At 52.6% G+C, this 16724-nt stretch carries 14 protein-coding genes, 1 tRNA gene and 1 rRNA gene; 3 read left to right on the top strand and 13 right to left on the bottom strand.

Annotated elements, in window-relative coordinates; genetic code table 11:
• Positions 1 to 14: 14 nt before the first annotated feature.
• A tRNA-Thr gene (locus L362_RS06670) sits at positions 15 to 90 on the top strand.
• 43 nt (positions 91 to 133) lie between these two features.
• Positions 134 to 249 (top strand): 5S ribosomal RNA (gene rrf / locus L362_RS06675).
• A gap of 106 nt (positions 250 to 355) precedes the next feature.
• Here rrf and L362_RS06680 read toward each other — a convergent pair.
• From L362_RS06680 to L362_RS06710, 7 genes are all read right to left on the bottom strand, one after another.
• Positions 356 to 1114, bottom strand: a complete 759-nt coding sequence (locus tag L362_RS06680) for an amino acid ABC transporter ATP-binding protein (RefSeq protein WP_014171880.1) — start codon at positions 1112 to 1114, stop codon at positions 356 to 358.
• Between the two features lie 7 nt (positions 1115 to 1121).
• On the bottom strand, positions 1122 to 2225 hold the full coding sequence (locus L362_RS06685; protein WP_023345006.1) for an amino acid ABC transporter permease: 1104 nt from the start codon (positions 2223 to 2225) through the stop codon (positions 1122 to 1124).
• Between the two features lie 9 nt (positions 2226 to 2234).
• Entirely contained in the window at positions 2235 to 3416 is a 1182-nt protein-coding gene (locus L362_RS06690) for an amino acid ABC transporter permease (RefSeq protein ID WP_023345005.1), read from the bottom strand.
• 67 nt (positions 3417 to 3483) lie between these two features.
• Positions 3484 to 4509, bottom strand: coding sequence for an amino acid ABC transporter substrate-binding protein (locus L362_RS06695; RefSeq protein WP_023345004.1), 1026 nt, complete (start codon positions 4507 to 4509; stop codon positions 3484 to 3486).
• 473 nt (positions 4510 to 4982) lie between these two features.
• A complete protein-coding gene (locus L362_RS06700) occupies positions 4983 to 5204 on the bottom strand; it encodes a lipoprotein (RefSeq protein WP_008502867.1) in 222 nt (73 codons plus the stop codon).
• Between the two features lie 304 nt (positions 5205 to 5508).
• Positions 5509 to 8622 (bottom strand): efflux RND transporter permease subunit, encoded by a 3114-nt coding sequence (locus L362_RS06705; RefSeq protein WP_023294691.1) that lies wholly within the window; start codon positions 8620 to 8622, stop codon positions 5509 to 5511.
• A gap of 11 nt (positions 8623 to 8633) precedes the next feature.
• The gene (locus tag L362_RS06710) at positions 8634 to 9773 is read right to left on the bottom strand and encodes an efflux RND transporter periplasmic adaptor subunit (protein ID WP_023345003.1); all 1140 of its coding nucleotides are present in this window, start codon (positions 9771 to 9773) and stop codon (positions 8634 to 8636) included.
• A gap of 388 nt (positions 9774 to 10161) precedes the next feature.
• Here L362_RS06710 and envR point away from each other — a divergent pair, with 388 nt between their 5' ends.
• On the top strand, positions 10162 to 10881 hold the full coding sequence (envR, locus tag L362_RS24095; protein WP_008502864.1) for an acrEF/envCD operon transcriptional regulator: 720 nt from the start codon (positions 10162 to 10164) through the stop codon (positions 10879 to 10881).
• Here envR and L362_RS06715 read toward each other — a convergent pair.
• The 6 genes from L362_RS06715 to prmA all read right to left on the bottom strand — a co-directional run bounded on the left by L362_RS06715 (position 10797) and on the right by prmA (position 16724).
• Positions 10797 to 12878 (bottom strand): putative bifunctional diguanylate cyclase/phosphodiesterase, encoded by a 2082-nt coding sequence (locus tag L362_RS06715; RefSeq protein WP_023345002.1) that lies wholly within the window; start codon positions 12876 to 12878, stop codon positions 10797 to 10799. The genes envR and L362_RS06715 overlap by 85 nt on opposite strands.
• Before the next feature lie 138 nt (positions 12879 to 13016).
• Entirely contained in the window at positions 13017 to 13181 is a 165-nt protein-coding gene (locus tag L362_RS06720) for a DUF2556 family protein (RefSeq protein ID WP_008502862.1), read from the bottom strand.
• A 177-nt stretch (positions 13182 to 13358) separates the two neighbouring features.
• Positions 13359 to 13655, bottom strand: a complete 297-nt coding sequence (gene fis / locus L362_RS06725; protein WP_000462905.1) for a DNA-binding transcriptional regulator Fis — start codon at positions 13653 to 13655, stop codon at positions 13359 to 13361.
• Between the two features lie 23 nt (positions 13656 to 13678).
• Positions 13679 to 14644 carry a tRNA dihydrouridine synthase DusB gene (dusB, locus tag L362_RS06730; RefSeq protein ID WP_008502861.1) on the bottom strand — a complete coding sequence of 322 codons (966 nt, stop codon included), beginning with the start codon at positions 14642 to 14644 and terminating at the stop codon, positions 13679 to 13681.
• A gap of 330 nt (positions 14645 to 14974) precedes the next feature.
• Positions 14975 to 15715: a carbonic anhydrase gene (locus L362_RS06735; protein ID WP_021242291.1), complete on the bottom strand. Its 741-nt coding sequence runs from the start codon at positions 15713 to 15715 to the stop codon at positions 14975 to 14977.
• A 127-nt stretch (positions 15716 to 15842) separates the two neighbouring features.
• Positions 15843 to 16724 carry a 50S ribosomal protein L11 methyltransferase gene (gene prmA / locus L362_RS06740; protein WP_008502859.1) on the bottom strand — a complete coding sequence of 294 codons (882 nt, stop codon included), beginning with the start codon at positions 16722 to 16724 and terminating at the stop codon, positions 15843 to 15845.

The raw sequence follows: 16724 nt of genomic DNA, 5'->3' as shown, positions 1-16724 counted from the left end.
ATCAAATTTAGCGTGCTGATATGGCTCAGTTGGTAGAGCGCACCCTTGGTAAGGGTGAGGTCCCCAGTTCGACTCTGGGTATCAGCACCACTTTATACTTAGGTTAAAGTTCGGCAAGAAGTAAAAGAATTTGTCTGGCGGCTTTAGCGCGGTGGTCCCACCTGACCCCATGCCGAACTCAGAAGTGAAACGCCGTAGCGCCGATGGTAGTGTGGGGTCTCCCCATGTGAGAGTAGGGAACTGCCAGACATCAAATAAGTGAGAAGGCCATCCGAAAGGATGGCCTTTTTGCGTTATGATTCTCGTGAAAACGGTAGGCCCGGCAAGCGCAGCGCCACCGGGCAAAAAGATGTGATTAATGAATCACCTGCGACAGGAATGCTCGCGTACGTTCTGACTTCGGATGCGCAAAGAACTCATCTGGCGGCGCCTGCTCAACAATCTCCCCACGATCCATAAAGATCACCCGGTCAGCCACGGTTCGCGCGAACCCCATCTCATGCGTGACACACAGCATGGTCATACCGGATTGTGCCAGTCCAATCATGGTATCCAGAACCTCCTTCACCATTTCCGGATCGAGGGCAGATGTCGGTTCATCAAACAGCATAATTTTCGGTTTCATACACAGTGAACGGGCGATAGCCACACGCTGCTGCTGTCCACCCGATATCTGACCAGGAAACTTATTGGCATGCTCTGCGATACGTACACGCTCCAGATAGTGCATTGCCAACGCCTCGGCTTCCTTTTTCGGCATCTTTCGTACCCAAATCGGCGCAAGCGTACAGTTCTGCAGAACGGTCAGGTGCGGAAACAGATTAAAGTGCTGAAATACCATTCCCACTTCCTGACGCACGCGTTCGATATTGCGGATATCTTCATTCAGCTCGATACCATCAACCACGATGCGTCCTTGCTGATGCTCTTCAAGGTGGTTAATACAGCGAATGGTTGTGGATTTCCCGGAGCCGGACGGGCCGCACAGGACAATGCGTTCGCCCTGTTTGACCTTAAGATTAATGTCTTTCAGGACATGAAACTGTCCGTACCATTTGTTCACGTTTTCCAGCGTAATCATCGCGTCGGCGGGTGTCATAGTTATTTGGCTCATATTTTCCTCAGTGCGGTGTACGCCCGGTGTTAAAGCGCTTTTCCAGATGCTGGCTGTAGCGCGACATGCTAAAACAAAAGATCCAGTAGATCAGGGCAGCAAAGACATATCCTTCGGTGGACATGCCCAGCCAGACAGGGTCAACGGTAGCCTGTTGCACGCTGCTAAAGAGATCGAACAATCCGATGATGATCACCAGGCTGGTATCCTTGAAGAGGGCAATGATCGTGTTGACCAGGCCCGGAATGACCAGCTTGAGTGCCTGGGGAAGAATGACCAGCCCCTGGGTTTTCCAGTAGCCGAGCGCCAGTGATTCCGCCGCTTCGTACTGGCCTTTAGGCAACGCCTGCAGACCACCGCGCACCACTTCAGCGACATAGGCGGACTGGAAGAGGATCACCCCGACCAGGGCACGGATCAGTTTGTCGATCGTTGTTCCTTCTGCCATAAATAGCGGCAGCATGACCGATGACATAAACAGAACGGTGATAAGCGGTACGCCGCGCCAGAACTCAATGAAGATAACGGAGAGCACGCGAACGATCGGCATTTTTGAACGCCGTCCGAGGGCAAGTAAAATCCCCCACGGCAGGGCACCGGCTATCCCCACTGACGCGATAATCAACGTCAGCGTCAGCCCACCCCACTGGCGTGTTTCAACGCGTTCCAGCCCCAGAAAACCGCCATACAAAAGCACCCAGACAATAATTGGATAAACCACTGCCCAGACGGCAATATAGCGTCCACGATGAGGTAACTTTTTACAGAACATGACCGCAACAGAGAGCAGGCCGATAACCAGCGCGAGATTAATCCGCCAGCGCTGTTCGTGGGGATACAATCCATACATGAACTGACCGAAACGTTCATGAATAAACACCCAGCAGGCGCCGGCTTTTGTACAATCAGCTCGGGTTGAACCGACCCAGTTGGCCTGTAAAAACGCCCAGTTCAGCAGGGGAGGAATCAATTCCCACATGAGCCACAGGCAGACAATCGTCAGCAGGCTGTTACTCCAGCTGGAGAACAGATTCTTTCGCGCCCAGAGAATGAAACGTCCACCTGTCGAGTTGGCAGGGCGCGAGGCGTGCGACAGTATCGCTTTTGTCATCATAGATCCTTAGCGCTCGACCAGTGCTATACGACGGTTATAGAGGTTCATCAGCAGTGAAATTACCAGGCTGATGATGAGATAGACAGACATGGTGATGGCGATGGTTTCAATGGCTTGTCCGGTCTGGTTAAGCACGGTTCCGGCGAAGAGTGAAACCATATCCGGGTAACCAATAGCGGCGGCCAGCGACGAGTTTTTGACGATGTTAAGATACTGGCTGGTCAGAGGCGGAATGATGACCCGCAACGCCTGCGGAATAATGACCTGGCGAAGCGTCACCGTATGCGGTAATCCTAATGAGCGTGCCGCTTCGTGTTGCCCGTGCGGGACGGCCTGGATCCCGGCACGAATAATCTCAGCGATAAAGGCTGAGGTATAAATCGATAGCGCCAATGTCAGGGCCGCCAGTTCAGGAATTAACACCATTCCCCCCTGGAAGTTAAAGCCTCGCAGATGGGGAACATCCCAGTGCAACGCGGCGCCAAACAGCCAGTGTGCCACTAGCGGCAGGCTAACGATCAGGATGACTGCGGTGGGCCAGGTTCTACAAAGCTGACCGGTTTTGATCTGATGCTTGCGGTTAAAACGGAATACCCCAGCGGAGAGGGCAAGCGCTATCACAATTGCGCCGATGAAAGCATACAGTCCTTCGCCCGGCTGAGGAGAAGGAATGGACAACCCACGGTTACTCAGGAAAAACAGCTCAAACGCGTCGACGGCCTGACGGGGACCAGGAAGGTTACGCAGTACGGCGAAATACCAGAAGAAGATCTGCAGCAGCGGGGGGATATTGCGGAACGTCTCGATATAAACAGTCGACAGTTTCCGCAGGAGCCAGTTTTCTGAAAGACGTGCCAGGCCAATAAAGAAGCCCAGTATCGACGCGAAGACGATACAAAGCGCCGATACCAACAGCGTATTCAGTAAACCGACCACGAATACGCGTCCGTACGTGTCACCTTCCTGGTAATCAATAAGATGCTGAACAATGCCAAAGCCCGCGCTGCGATCCAAAAACGCAAAACCGGAGGTAATGCCGCGATTGTTCAGGTTGGTGATGGTGTTATGGATGAGATACACGGCGATGAGAACAACCGCAACAATAGCAATAATCTGGAATAGCCAGGCGCGGACCGCGGGATGAGAAAAGGATAGCGATCCTTTTACGGCTGAGCGGCGATGGGACATAAAGAAACCTCAGTAACCATGACTCTGGAGTGGGCACTGCATGAGCAGTGCCCGTTACAGCTATGACTTAACGTACTGGTGGCGCGTACTGAATACCGCCGTTGTTCCAGAGATTGTTCTGACCGCGTTTGATCTTCAGCGGGCTTTCCGATCCCACGTTGCGTTCAAAGATCTCAGAGTAGTTGCCCACCTGTTTGATGATGTTGTAGGCCCACTTGTTATCCAGCTTCAGATCCTTGCCGAAATCGCCTTCTTTACCCAGCAGGTGCGCCATATCCGGGTTAGATGGGTTAGCCGCTTTCTCATCCACGTTTTTCGAGTTGATGCCCATCTCTTCTGCGTTCAGCATGGCAAACAGCGTCCAGCGAACAATAGAGAACCAGTCTTCATCGCCGCGACGAACGACAGGGCCGAGAGGTTCTTTGGAGATCACTTCAGGCAGGACAATCCACTCTGCCGGATTGCTCAGCTTAATGCGTAAGGCATACAGCTGTGACTGGTCAGAAGCCAGCGTGTCGCAACGGCCGGATTCCAGCGCTTTAGCCGACTCATCCGAGCGGTCAAATGTCACTGGCGTGTATTTCATGTTATTTGCTTTGAAATAATCGGCGACGTTCAGCTCGGTATCGGTGCCCGCCTGAATACAAACGGTCGCACCATCCAGCTCTTTGGCGCTTTTCAGGCCTGCTTTATTGTGGGTCAGGAAGCCGATCCCGTCATAATAGGTCACGCCCGTAAATGACATCCCCATACCCGCGTCGCGGGAGGAGGTCCAGGTGGTATTACGGGAGAGCATGTCAACCTCGCCGGACTGCAGTGCCGTAAAGCGTTCTTTTGCCGTCAGCGGGGTATATTTTATCTTGCTGTCATCGCCAAAAACGGCGGCGGCAACACCGCGGCAGACATCTACATCAATACCGGTAAATTTGCCGTTCGCATCGGCATAAGAGAAGCCAGGCAAACCGTCACTGATACCACATTGAACAAAACCTTTCTTTTTAACGGCATCCAGTGTCGTTCCCGCATGGGCTTGACCGGCTACGGCAAACATCATGCCTGCAGCGGCCAGGCTGGCTATCATCGTCTTTTTCATAATGCTTCCTGTGTGGCGAAATTTATCGTTATAGAGGCGTTTTTAAACGCTTTACCTGTCTGTGGCTTTGGCCAACGTTTATAAAGCAAACGTAATGCCAGTTTTGCGTTCGGCAAAATAAGAGATGAGTGAACGCTTAATGCTGAGTGTAGACAGGCTTAAATAAAACGAGCGCCCTGAAACGGTGCGAAATTACAACCTGTGCCACAAATTGGAGCAAAAGTTTTGAGTCGTGCCAGAAAAAAGAAGAGATAGTTTCCAGAGTGAATATTGGCAGGATATTCAATAATATTAATGTGTGAAAATCATCACAATAGAACAGGTAATTTAAAAAAGTGTACGAAAAAGATGTGACTGGCTTCAGGCTGAAATGAAAGGTACGAATAAATACGGGGCTATTTTTTTACTTCTTTGAAAATAGTGCACTGATTAAAAGCAAAAGCGCGGCCAGAGCCGCGCTTTCTTAACTGATGTTACTTCGTCAGGGCAACAATACCCAGCGTCAAGCCCGCCACTGCGGCAGCGCCGCCAGCGATCGCACCTGCTGTTTCCCAGTTGTCCTGGGTGGTGCCTTTCATACAGGTATTGGTATGAACCAGTCGGCCCTGGTCGTCGTAAACCGGTACACATGGAGAGTCGTGCGCGCAACCAGCAAGCAGCGCAGCGAGTAGTGCAACGGAAATGAATCTTTTCATGATGTTACCTCAGTATTATTTCTCGTCCGCTATAAAGCCAGGAGGGCAATTAACGAACTGGAGGTTATTTTACCACCGGGGTAAGTCCGCGTTACACGAGGAATAATCTCAAATTATGTAGTTTGTAAAAATCGTGGAGAAAAATCGATTTCCGGACGAATTAATGGAGACATTATGAAGGGGTAAGAGAGTGTTTTTACTTAATGCAAATCACTGTATTTTTAACATGGCTTTTGCTTAATGCCTAATTCATTGTTTATGTTAAAAATAAAAAAGGCACCAGAGGTGCCTTTTTAGGGAAATGTTAATCTTTATGGCGGGTAAAGCGTCGACGAACAACCACAAAGAAGACGGGCACGAAGAAAATCGCCAGAAGCGTTGCGGAAAGCATTCCCCCCATCACACCCGTACCGACGGCGTTTTGCGCACCGCTCCCGGCTCCGGTACTGATCACCAGCGGCATGACGCCAAGGATAAAGGCCAGCGAGGTCATCAGGATCGGTCGAAGGCGCATCCTTGACGCTTCAAGCGTAGCTTCAATGATGCCTTTACCTTCTTTCTCCATCAGGTCTTTAGCAAATTCGACGATCAGGATGGCGTTTTTCGCCGACAGACCAATTGTGGTCAGCAGGCCGACCTGGAAATAGACGTCATTGTTTAACCCGCGCAGCGAGGCTGCGAGAAGGGCCCCGATGACCCCCAACGGCACAACCAGCATAACGGAGAACGGAATGGACCAGCTTTCATACAGCGCTGCCAGACACAGGAACACCACGATCAGTGAAATGGCGTACAGTGCAGGCGCCTGATTACCTGAAAGTCGCTCCTGGTAAGACATTCCCGTCCAGTCATAACCGATGCCGGAAGGCAATTTTGCCGCGAGGCTTTCCATCATAGCCATGGCCTCACCGGTACTTTTACCCGGGGCTGATTCGCCGAGGATCTCCATCGAAGGCATTCCGTTGTAGCGCTCCAGACGAGGTGAACCATAAACCCAGTGAGCGTTGCTAAAGGCTGAGAACGGCACCATTTCCCCGTTCGCGCTGCGCACATAAAGGTTGTTAATATCCCCTGGCAACATACGGAATTTCGCGTCGGCCTGTACATAGACTTTTTTCACGCGGCCATGATCGATAAAGTCATTCACATAGGTGCCCCCTAAGGCCGTCGAAATCGTCTGGTTGACGTCAGAAAGACTGACGCCCAGCGCCTGTGCTTTCTCCTGATCGACATCCAGTTTGAACTGAGGCGTATCTTCAAGACCGTTTGGACGCACGCGCACCAGCAGATCAGGGTGCTCTTTCACCATGCCGAGCAGCTGGTTACGCGCCTGCGTCAGCTGGGTATGCCCCAGGTTTGCCTGATCGATAAGTTCAAAGTCGAAGCCCGTTGCGGTACCTAACTCAATAATAGCGGGCAGGTTAAACGGGAATACAAGGCCGTCTTTAATCTGACTGAAAGCTTTTGTCGCGCGACCCACAATGGCTTCAACGCCATTTTCCGCCCCAGGACGCTCTTCCCAGGGCTTCAGGCTGATGAAGGCAATACCGGAGTTCTGACCCTGGCCGCTAAAGCTAAAGCCGTTTACAGTAAAGACGGATTCAACATTTGCTTTCTCTTTGTTCAGGTAGTAGTCCTGAACCTGGTCGAGAACCTGCTGAGTACGCGTCTGGGTTGCACCTGCGGGGAGTTGAACCATTGTCATAAACACCCCCTGATCCTCTTCGGGGAGGAAGGAGGTCGGTAAGCGCAGGAAGAGCACCGCCATTCCACCGACAATAATGACGTACACCAACAGATAGCGTCCGGTCTTGCGCAAGATACCGCTCACGCTGTTACTGTAGTGCTCAACGCTCTTATCAAAGAGCGCATTAAACCAGCCGAAGAAACCCCCTTTTTTCTCATGATGATCGGCTGAAACAGGCTTAAGCAACGTTGCACAGAGCGCTGGCGTCAGGATTAGCGCAACCAGTACTGACAATGCCATAGCGGAAACGATAGTTAGCGAGAACTGGCGATAGATCGCCCCCGTCGAGCCGCCAAAGAAGGCCATCGGGATAAAGACCGCCGAGAGCACCATGGCGATCCCCACCAGTGCCCCCTGGATCTGTCCCATCGATTTCTGCGTAGCCTCTTTCGGCGGCAGCTTGTCCTCGACCATGACGCGTTCAACGTTCTCAACGACCACGATAGCGTCATCAACCAGCAGACCTATCGCCAGCACCATGCCGAACATTGTCAGGGTATTGATGGAGAAACCGAACGCCGCCAGAACCGCGAAGGTACCCAGCAGAACGACCGGAACCGCGATAGTCGGGATGAGCGTTGCCCGCAGGTTTTGAAGGAACAGGTACATAACCAGGAAGACGAGAATAATCGCTTCAAACAGGGTCTTCACCACTTCGTGGATGGAGATTTTCACAAACGGTGTGGTGTCATAGGGGTAGACGACTTTTAGCCCCTGCGGGAAGAACGGCTGCAGTTGTGCCAGCTTGCTCTTGATGGCTGCCGCTGTATCCAGCGCATTTGCCCCTGTTGCCAGCTTAATCCCCAGGCCGGTTGCCGCCTGCCCGTTGATTTTTGTCACCATGTTGTAGTTTTCGCCACCCAGCTCAATGCGAGCCACATCCTTCAGATGCACCATCGAGCCGTCCTGGTTCACCTTGAGCGTCACGCGGCCAAACTCTTCCGGTGATTTCAGGCGGGTTTGCGCGATGATCGAGGCATTCAGCTGCTGTCCTGGGATGGATGGCGTCCCGCCCAACTGGCCTGCCGCTATCTGGTCGTTCTGCGTTTTCAGCTGGTTGATAATATCCAGCGGCGTCAGCTGGTATTTGTTCATCGCATTGCTGTCGAGCCAGATACGCATCGCATACTGGGCACCGAACAGCTGCACGTCACCGACACCAGACGTTCGGCTGATGGCATCTTTGACGTTCGAGGCAACATAGTCGGAGATGTCATTCTGCGTGAGGTTTTTGTTGTCTGAAACAAAACCGGCGACCAGCAGGAAGCTACTGCTGGACTTCTCAACGCCAATCCCTTGCTGCTGCACCTCTTGCGGCAGCAGCGGCATGGCGAGCTGTAGCTTGTTCTGCACCTGCACCTGGGCGATGTCCGGATCGGTTCCGGACTCGAAGGTCAGGGTGATGGTGACGTTACCCGCTGAATCGCTGGTGGAGGACATATACATCAGGTTATCGATACCGTTCATGTTCTGTTCGATAACCTGGGTCACGGTATCCTGCACCGTTTGAGCATCTGCTCCCGGGTAGGTCGCGGATATCGCCACGGCGGGAGGCGCAATGGTCGGATACTGTGCGACGGGAAGTTTGAGAATGGCCAGCCCACCAGCAATCATCAAAATGATGGCAAGTACCCAGGCGAAAACCGGTCTCTGAATAAAGAAATTAGCCATGTCGTCGTCCCTTAACTGGCTGGAGCGGTGGTGGTATCAGGCGTGGCGACGACGGTTACGCCCGGTCTGACCTTTTGTAGCCCGCTGACAATCACGCGGTCACCGTTTTTCAGCCCTTCCGTCACCAGCCAGCGGTCGCCAATCGCCTGAGGCGCAACGACGGTGCGAGACTCAACCTGATTTTTATCGTTCACCACCATCACGGTGGCATCGCCTCGCGGCGTACGAGTCACGCCTTGCTGGGGAACCAGAATCGCATTCGGCTGCGTACCTTCATCAATCCGGGCGCGAACGAACATACCCGGTAACAGCAAATGTTGAGGATTCGGGAAAATGGCGCGCAGGGTAATTGAGCCGGTACTTTGATCCACCGTGACGTCTGAGAACTGCAATGTGCCCTTCAGCGGATAGGGCTGCCCGTTCTCCATCAGTAGCTCAACGCTGCTGGCGGTATCGCCTTTTTGCAGGCTCGTCTGCTTCAGGCGCAAAAAATCATTACTGGACTGGGTGACATCGACATACATCGGATCAAGCTGCTGAACCGTTGCCAGCGCCGCTGCCTGCCCGTTGGTGACCAGCGCCCCTTCCGTTACGCTGGATTTACCGATGCGACCATCAACGGGCGATGTCACTTTGGTATAGGCAAGGTTGATGCGCGCGCTTTCAACGCCCGCTTTGGCGGCGACGACGCTGGCGTCTGCCTGCTGGGCCGTGGCCACGGCCTGGTCATACTCCTGCTTGCTGACATACTGTGTACCGACCAGTGGGAGATAACGTTTCACCGTCAGATGAGCAATATTGGCCGCCGCCTGGGCCTTCGCCAGCTCGCCTTTGGCGTTGTCGTAAGCCGCCTGATAGGTTGCAGGATCAATCTGGTAAAGCGAATCTCCAGCTTTTACATCGCTGCCCTCCGTGAAGTTGCGACGCAGGATAATACCGCTAACCTGCGGACGAACCTCTGCAACGCGGAACGCATCTGTTCTGCCCGGGAGTTCAGTGGTGACAGCCAGCGGTGCGGTTTTCACAATATGCACAGTGACCTGGGGAGCCTGCGGATGTTGTTGTTGGTTTTCCTGGCCATCGCATCCTGAGAGCAGCACAGCGCAGACAATGAAACCGGCTAAGGGTAAGCGTCTGAAATGATTCGTCATTACTGTTCCTTTAAATACCCGGTAACCGATATTTAGCGTGAATCGGTAGCAGGGGCAGCGGGATAAAAAAATAAAATGTAGCTGCGTATAATAATGAGGGTATTTAATGTTTTTTAATTTATAAGTGCGAATGGCAAGGTCTGAGCAGAAAAATCAGAATCAGACTCGGTTTATTTCTCTGTCTTCTTCCGGCAAGCTAATCAGTTAAATAGCGCTTAATGTGCCTCATTTATTCATGGCATGAATTTAAACTTAAATATGTATTTAGCTAAACTATAAATTAAGAGGATTGACTTTTTTTGTGCAAAACTAAAACGGGAATTGGTGAATACTTTCTTTCTCCTGACCTGTGTTACGAATAAACTTTGTGAGTAGCGAGTCGTTGTCTATGGCGCGGAAAAAGAAAGAAGAAGCTCAACAAACCCGGCAGCAGTTGATTGAGGCGGCTATCGGGCAGTTTGCGACGCGTGGCGTAGCCAACACGACGCTGACGGACATCGCGGATGCTGCAAATGTGACGCGCGGTGCAATCTATTGGCACTTCACCAGTAAAGCTGAAATATTTAATGCCATCTGGGAACAGCAATTACCGCTTCGCGACATTATTCGCGACAGGCTTTCCCTTTCCGAAGGTGATGATCCATTGTTAATACTTCGTGAGCAATTTATTACTGCGTTGCAGTATATTGCGCGTGAGCCTCGACAATGCGCACTTTTACAAATTTTGTATCATAAATGTGAATTTAGCAGTGACATGATTTCAGAGAGAGACATCAGAAAACGGATTGGATTCAATTATGACACGCTGCGTGCCTCGCTGGAGGCCTGTATTTCACGTAACATCATTTCGCCAAAGGTAAATGTTGATCTGACCTTGATCGTATTCCACGGCTTTTTTAGCGGAATAATTAAAAACTGGTTAATGAATAACGAAAGTTTCAATCTTTATCAGCAGGCGCCCGCCCTGGTCGATAGCATTCTGGCGACACTCCCTGTCATTCGCGTATCGCCTCATGATGATGCTTACAGCCCTGCACCAGGTAGCATCTCCCCTCGTGCACAAAGCGCCTCTATGGTTTGCGCGCTGACGGGTTTACCTAACAGATAACCCTGAAGGGTGTTGCAGCCCAACTCGGTCAAAAAGGCCTGCTGTGCTTCGGTTTCTACGCCTTCAGCCACGACTTTCAGATTGAGTGTTTTGGCGAGGGCCACAATCGCGGAGACAATGGTGGCATCCTCGCTTTCTCCGCTGAGCTCTTTCACGAACGCCCTGTCGATTTTCAATTCACAGGCGGGTAAGCGCTTGAGGTACAGCAGGCTTGAATAGCCGGTGCCAAAATCATCAATGGAGGCCTTGACGCCCGCTTCCGTCAGCTCTGTCAGCACCCGTACACTTTCATCCGGGTTGCTCATGGCCGTCGTTTCCGTCACCTCCAGGATCAACATTTCTGGTGGCACATGATGAAGTGCCAGGCAGTTGAGAACCGTGTTGACCAGCGAAGGCTGTTCAAACTGCAGCGTCGACAGGTTTACCGCCATTGACCAGCTTTGATGTCCCTGAAGATGCCATTCACGCAGCTGGCGACAGGCTTCATTAATTACCCAGTTGCCGATAGGGATAATCAGCCCCGTTTTCTCCGCCAGCGGCAGGAAAAGGTCCGGGGTCAGTAACCCCTGCTTAGGATGCTGCCAGCGCAATAACGCCTCAAATCCAAGGAGAGGGCCGGCGGGGGCGTGAAATTTTGGCTGATACAGCAGGTGGAGTTCATTGCGATCGATCGCCATCCACAGATCGTTCATTAACTGAAGGTGGGTCTGCGCCAGCGTATTCATCGAGGGCTGGAAAAAGTGGTAACCGTTCCGGCCCATATGCTTGGTATGGTACATCGCCGCATCGGCGTTAAACATGAGCTCACGTTCGGTTTTGCCGTCGTGAGGATACAGCGCGATCCCAATGCTGAGGGTGACCATCAGTTCATAGTGGTCGAGGTTGAACGGGCTATCGATCGCGCGCACCAGCGAATTCGCCAGCGATGCCGCATCGTCCGGGCCTTCCCCCTCAGCCAGCAGAACAAACTCATCACCGCCGATACGTGCCAGGGTGAACTGGCCCTTCAGGAGATGCAGCAGGCGCTCCGTTACGGCAATCAGCAGCTTGTCACCGACATCATGGCCGTAAGCGTCATTGATGGCTTTAAAGCCGTCGAGATCCATGAACATCAGGGCAAAATGGGTCCCCTCGCGATCGGCTTTGCTGATGGCCTGATCGAGTCGGTCTTCCAGCAGGATACGGTTGGGCAGCCGCGTCAGGGTATCGTGCAGGGCCAGCTGTGCGAGTTCCCGGTTAGCTTCTGCAAGGGACGAGGCCAGAAGGGCGGTACGCGCCTGAAGGCGGGCGTCCAGCATTGATACCAACAGGGTAATCCCAAGAATAGAGAGCGCGACAACGCTCACCAGCACCGCCAGCCAGCTCCCGTTAATACCCTCATGGTGAACCATTGTGGACATCGGAAACTGTGCGGCTTTCATCCCGGCGTAGTGCATCCCGGCAATGGCTATGCCCATGGTGATGGCGGCACCCGTGCGCATCAGCACGACCTGCGCGGCGTCGTGACGCAGGCGGAAGGTCAGCCATAATGCCGTGAGTGAAGCGGCAAGCGCAATGGCGACCGAAATGGCCACCCAGACCTTGTCCCAGATTATCCCGGGCATCACTTCCAGCGCGGCCATGCCGGTGTAATGCATGGCAACAATACCGCTTCCCATCACCAGCGCACCGGGCAGCAGACGGCGCAAGCGTAGCCGATCGCAGCTCACGAGCCAGAGCGCGAACAGTGACGATCCGACGGCGATGACCATGGATAACGCCGTCAGGCTGGCGTTGTAGCTCATGCTCATGGAGAGATCCATCGCCAGCATGCCGATAAAATGCATGGCCCACACGCCGATGCCCATTGCAATACCGCCGCCAGCCAGCCAGACGCGGGCAGCGACACCCTCACTCCCGGCGACACGTGCCGCCATATTCAGTGCGGTATACGCGGCAAGGATGGCAACAACAAAGGAGAGGACAACAAGGATATGGTTGTATTGGCTGACCAGCATGGACGGTTCTACTCGAGTGTGGGGTTACGCTAGAGCGGTTGAGAAGGGCGAGACATTATCACCGTCGGGTAATGGCTCAAAGGGATTTAAATCCCCGTTTTTAGTGGGTAATCACGGGGAGTTTGCGCAATCAGGCGGCTAGTCGAGCTCTGAACAGTTTACGAGTTTCAGGGGATTCACGGAGTTCATATTGCGACACTTATCGGTTTCAGTGCTCATCAGTTCAATCCACTGCATCAGAAGTGCATCGAAAATCAAAACGGAGATTGCAAAAACAACCAGCCACCAGTATTTACGAATCATTGTGTCATTCCGCGAGAAGAGCGCCAGTAAAGTGGGGGAAATATACACCAAAAGCGGCGGTTTTAAAGCGGGATAAGTGAAGGTTTACAAAGCGTTGACGGAGTGAAGCAGGGAATAAAAAAGGCGCTTCCCCATGCCGAAGAGCGCCTTTTTAAACAAGCATTTAACTGATTAGTATCAGTTCATGCCGTATTTTTTCAGTTTCTTACGCAGAGTACCACGGTTGATACCCATCATCAGCGCAGCGCGGGTTTGGTTACCGCGGGTGTATTGCATCACCATGTCCAACAGTGGCTGTTCAACTTCAGCCAGTACCAGCTCATACAGGTCATTAACATCCTGACCGTTCAGTTGAGCAAAATAGTTCTTCAGTGCCTGTTTAACCGAGTCACGCAGGGGCTTTTGAGTTACCTGATCCTGAGAGTTAACGGTAGAAACGGTCAGTACGTCAGAATTTACGCGTTGTTCGAACATAGTTCTGTCAGCTCTTTATTTCATTACGCAAGATTTTCGAAGTATGCCTCCAACGCCTCCAGCTGTTCGCTGGCATCCTCAATGGCGTTGAATGTGCGCCGAAACTGGTCATCTGGAGCGTGCTCCTGGAGATACCAGGAAACGTGTTTACGCGCAATTCGGTACCCTTTCGCCTGACCGTAGTGGTCATGCAGTTCCCGAACATGCGAACAAAGCAAGCGCTTAACCTCTGCCAGAGGCAGGGGAGCAAGCAGCTCTCCAGTGTCCAGATAATGCTGGATTTCCCGAAAGATCCAGGGTCTTCCCTGAGCGGCACGTCCTATCATCAGAGCATCAGCTCCCGTATAGTCGAGCACCGCTCTGGCTTTAAGCGGGTCAGTTATGTCGCCATTCGCGATAATCGGAATGGAAACTTTCTGCTTAACTGCCCGAATGCTGTCGTATTCAGCTTCACCGTTGAACAAACAGGCGCGCGTGCGTCCATGAATGGTCAGGGCCTGAATGCCACAGTCTTCGGCCAGTTGGGCAATCTCTACACAGTTACGGTGTTCCGGCGACCAACCCGTGCGAATCTTTAACGTAACAGGAACGTCCACTGCGCTGACAACCGCCGTCAGGATAGCTTTCACCTGGTCGGGGTATTGCAGAAGGGCTGAACCTGCAAGCTTGCGATTCACTTTTTTGGCCGGGCACCCCATATTGATATCAATAATCTGGGCACCACTTTCCACGTTGATACGCGCGGCATCTGCCATCTCTTCAGGCACGCTTCCGGCAATTTGCACGGTGCGAATACCGGGTTCATCAATGTGCACCATCCGAAGGCGGGATTTATCGCTTTCCCAAACCTGCGGGTTAGACGACATCATCTCGGATACGGTTAAACCGGCTCCCATCTCATAGCACAGCGTCCTGAACGGCCGGTCGGTAATACCTGCCATAGGGGCTGCGATCAGGCGATTTCTAAGCTGGTGGTGTCCGATGCGCATGAGTTAAGAAATGACCATACTGTGACTGCAAGGCGGCGTATATTACGCATTTTTTGCACGAGATGAAAGGCCAAACTTTGAACAATCCACTGTTGTAGATCAAGGAATCGCCGCTCAATCTTTTCGTTAAGAATTATTCACTATTTAAATCATTGTGTTAGACAGGAATGGCTATTTTATGAGCGCTTACAATTTCCCGTAACTTCTCATCATTTCTGAATAAATGGCCTACCTGAACGGGATAATCTGCTGTTTTTAGCAGCAGATTTTCCCTCTTCTTTGCGATCTGCGTCGCATTTTAGAACATGATATTAAGCCTCAGAATGGGCGTTATTCGACCACAACGCGCCCATGCAGAGACTGTACCGGGCGGTTATTATCGTGATGCATGGTATGGGTAAATTTCTCAAGCTGTTCTGCTGAGACGGTTAACGGCTGTTTGAGCACGATCCAGGTGACCCCTTCAGAACACGGTGGCGTGGTCAGAGATCCGCTAAAGCGCCAGTAGGTTTTCACCTTCGGCAGCAGCTTGTTCAGGTTGAGATCCTTCTCAATGGAGACGTTCTGTTCAGCCTGCTGCGGCATCACGCTCCACAGCTTATCCAGCTCCGGATTCGCAGCCCCTTTATCAAACATGACGGCTACCACGGTCAGCTCACCCGCGCTGTTTTTATGTACCAGATGCATCTCCATCGCGTACTTCTTGCCGTGCACGGTGTTTTCGCTTGGTGCATGGAAGTGGAACTGCTGGAGCGTCCAGGTTTGCTTGTCCAGAGTGATGGTGTCACGGGTGTCAGCCTGTTCGCTAGCCTGAATGGTATGGCCATTATTGGTCAGCGTTACAGGACCATCAATGTAGTGTGTTTGCAGCGGGGAGAGATGGGCGTTAGCGGTCGAATCAATATTTATCGGAGACTGGTTCATCCCGCTCTGGCAGGTCTTGTAGGCCTCGTCCAGTTCACCCCAGTGTTCCGGTGAACCTTCCCCTTCATAGCCCCAGTGTGATGCGAATGCTGAAGCCGAAACCATGCTCAGCGCAAACAGCGCTGCCTTGCCTGTAATGTGTTTCATCATATTCTTCCGGTGAATTTTTTAATACAAATCAACATGATTTGCGGGGTTATTTTACCGAAGAATGGCAGAGGGAGAGAGGATTATCAGAAGAAGAGGGGCGTGGTCAGAGGACCACGCCAAATGCTTATTTTTTACGACCGGTAATACGGCACCACTCTTCTTTCTCCACCACCGGGTCGAGAGCGAAAAGATCGGCGTAGGCTTCACACACGCTGTCTGCCTGGCTTGCCAGGATACCCGAAAGTCCCAGCAGACCGCCCTCAACGGGCAGCACGCTGATTAACGGAGCCAGCTCGCGCAATGGGCCCGCCAGAATGTTTGCAACCACCACATCGGCTTTCATGGCTTCTGGCTGCGCATCCGGCAGATACAGCTCCAGTCGATCGGAAACGCCGTTGCGCTCGGCGTTGTCGCGACTGGCCTGAATGGCCTGCGGATCGATATCGATCCCGATAGCTTTTGCCGCGCCCAGTTTCAGGGCGGCAATCGCAAGGATCCCGGATCCACAGCCGAAGTCGATCACCGTCTTACCATCCAGATCGAGACCATCCAGCCACTGCAGGCACAGGGAGGTCGTTGGATGGGTGCCGGTACCAAACGCCAGACCCGGATCGAGCATGACGTTAACCGCGTTTTCATCAGGAACCTCGCGCCAGCTTGGGCAGATCCACAGACGCTTGCCGAACTGCATCGGGTGGAAGTTATCCATCCATTCGCGTTCCCAGTCTTTGTCTTCCAGCTGTTCGATTTTGTGCGCAAAGCCCGCGCCCAGCAGAGGGTGGTTTTCCAGAATCGCGACGACCTCTTTCATGTCGGTTTCAGCATCGAACAGGCCAATCACGTCGGTATCGCCCCACAGGCGGGTTTCGCCCGGCAGCGGTTCAAAGACCGGCGTGTCATGCGTGTCCTGGAAGGTGATAGAGACCGAGCCGGCCTCCATCAGCGCATCGCTCAGCTCTTCGGCGTTCGCGCCGGTTGTATTCAGTTTTAGTTGGATCCACGGCAT

This window comes from Enterobacter sp. MGH 16 (genome assembly GCF_000493175.1).
In the GTDB taxonomy this organism is placed as follows: Bacteria; Pseudomonadota; Gammaproteobacteria; order Enterobacterales; family Enterobacteriaceae; genus Enterobacter; species Enterobacter roggenkampii.
This window is presented reverse-complemented; position numbering and strand designations above follow the sequence as displayed.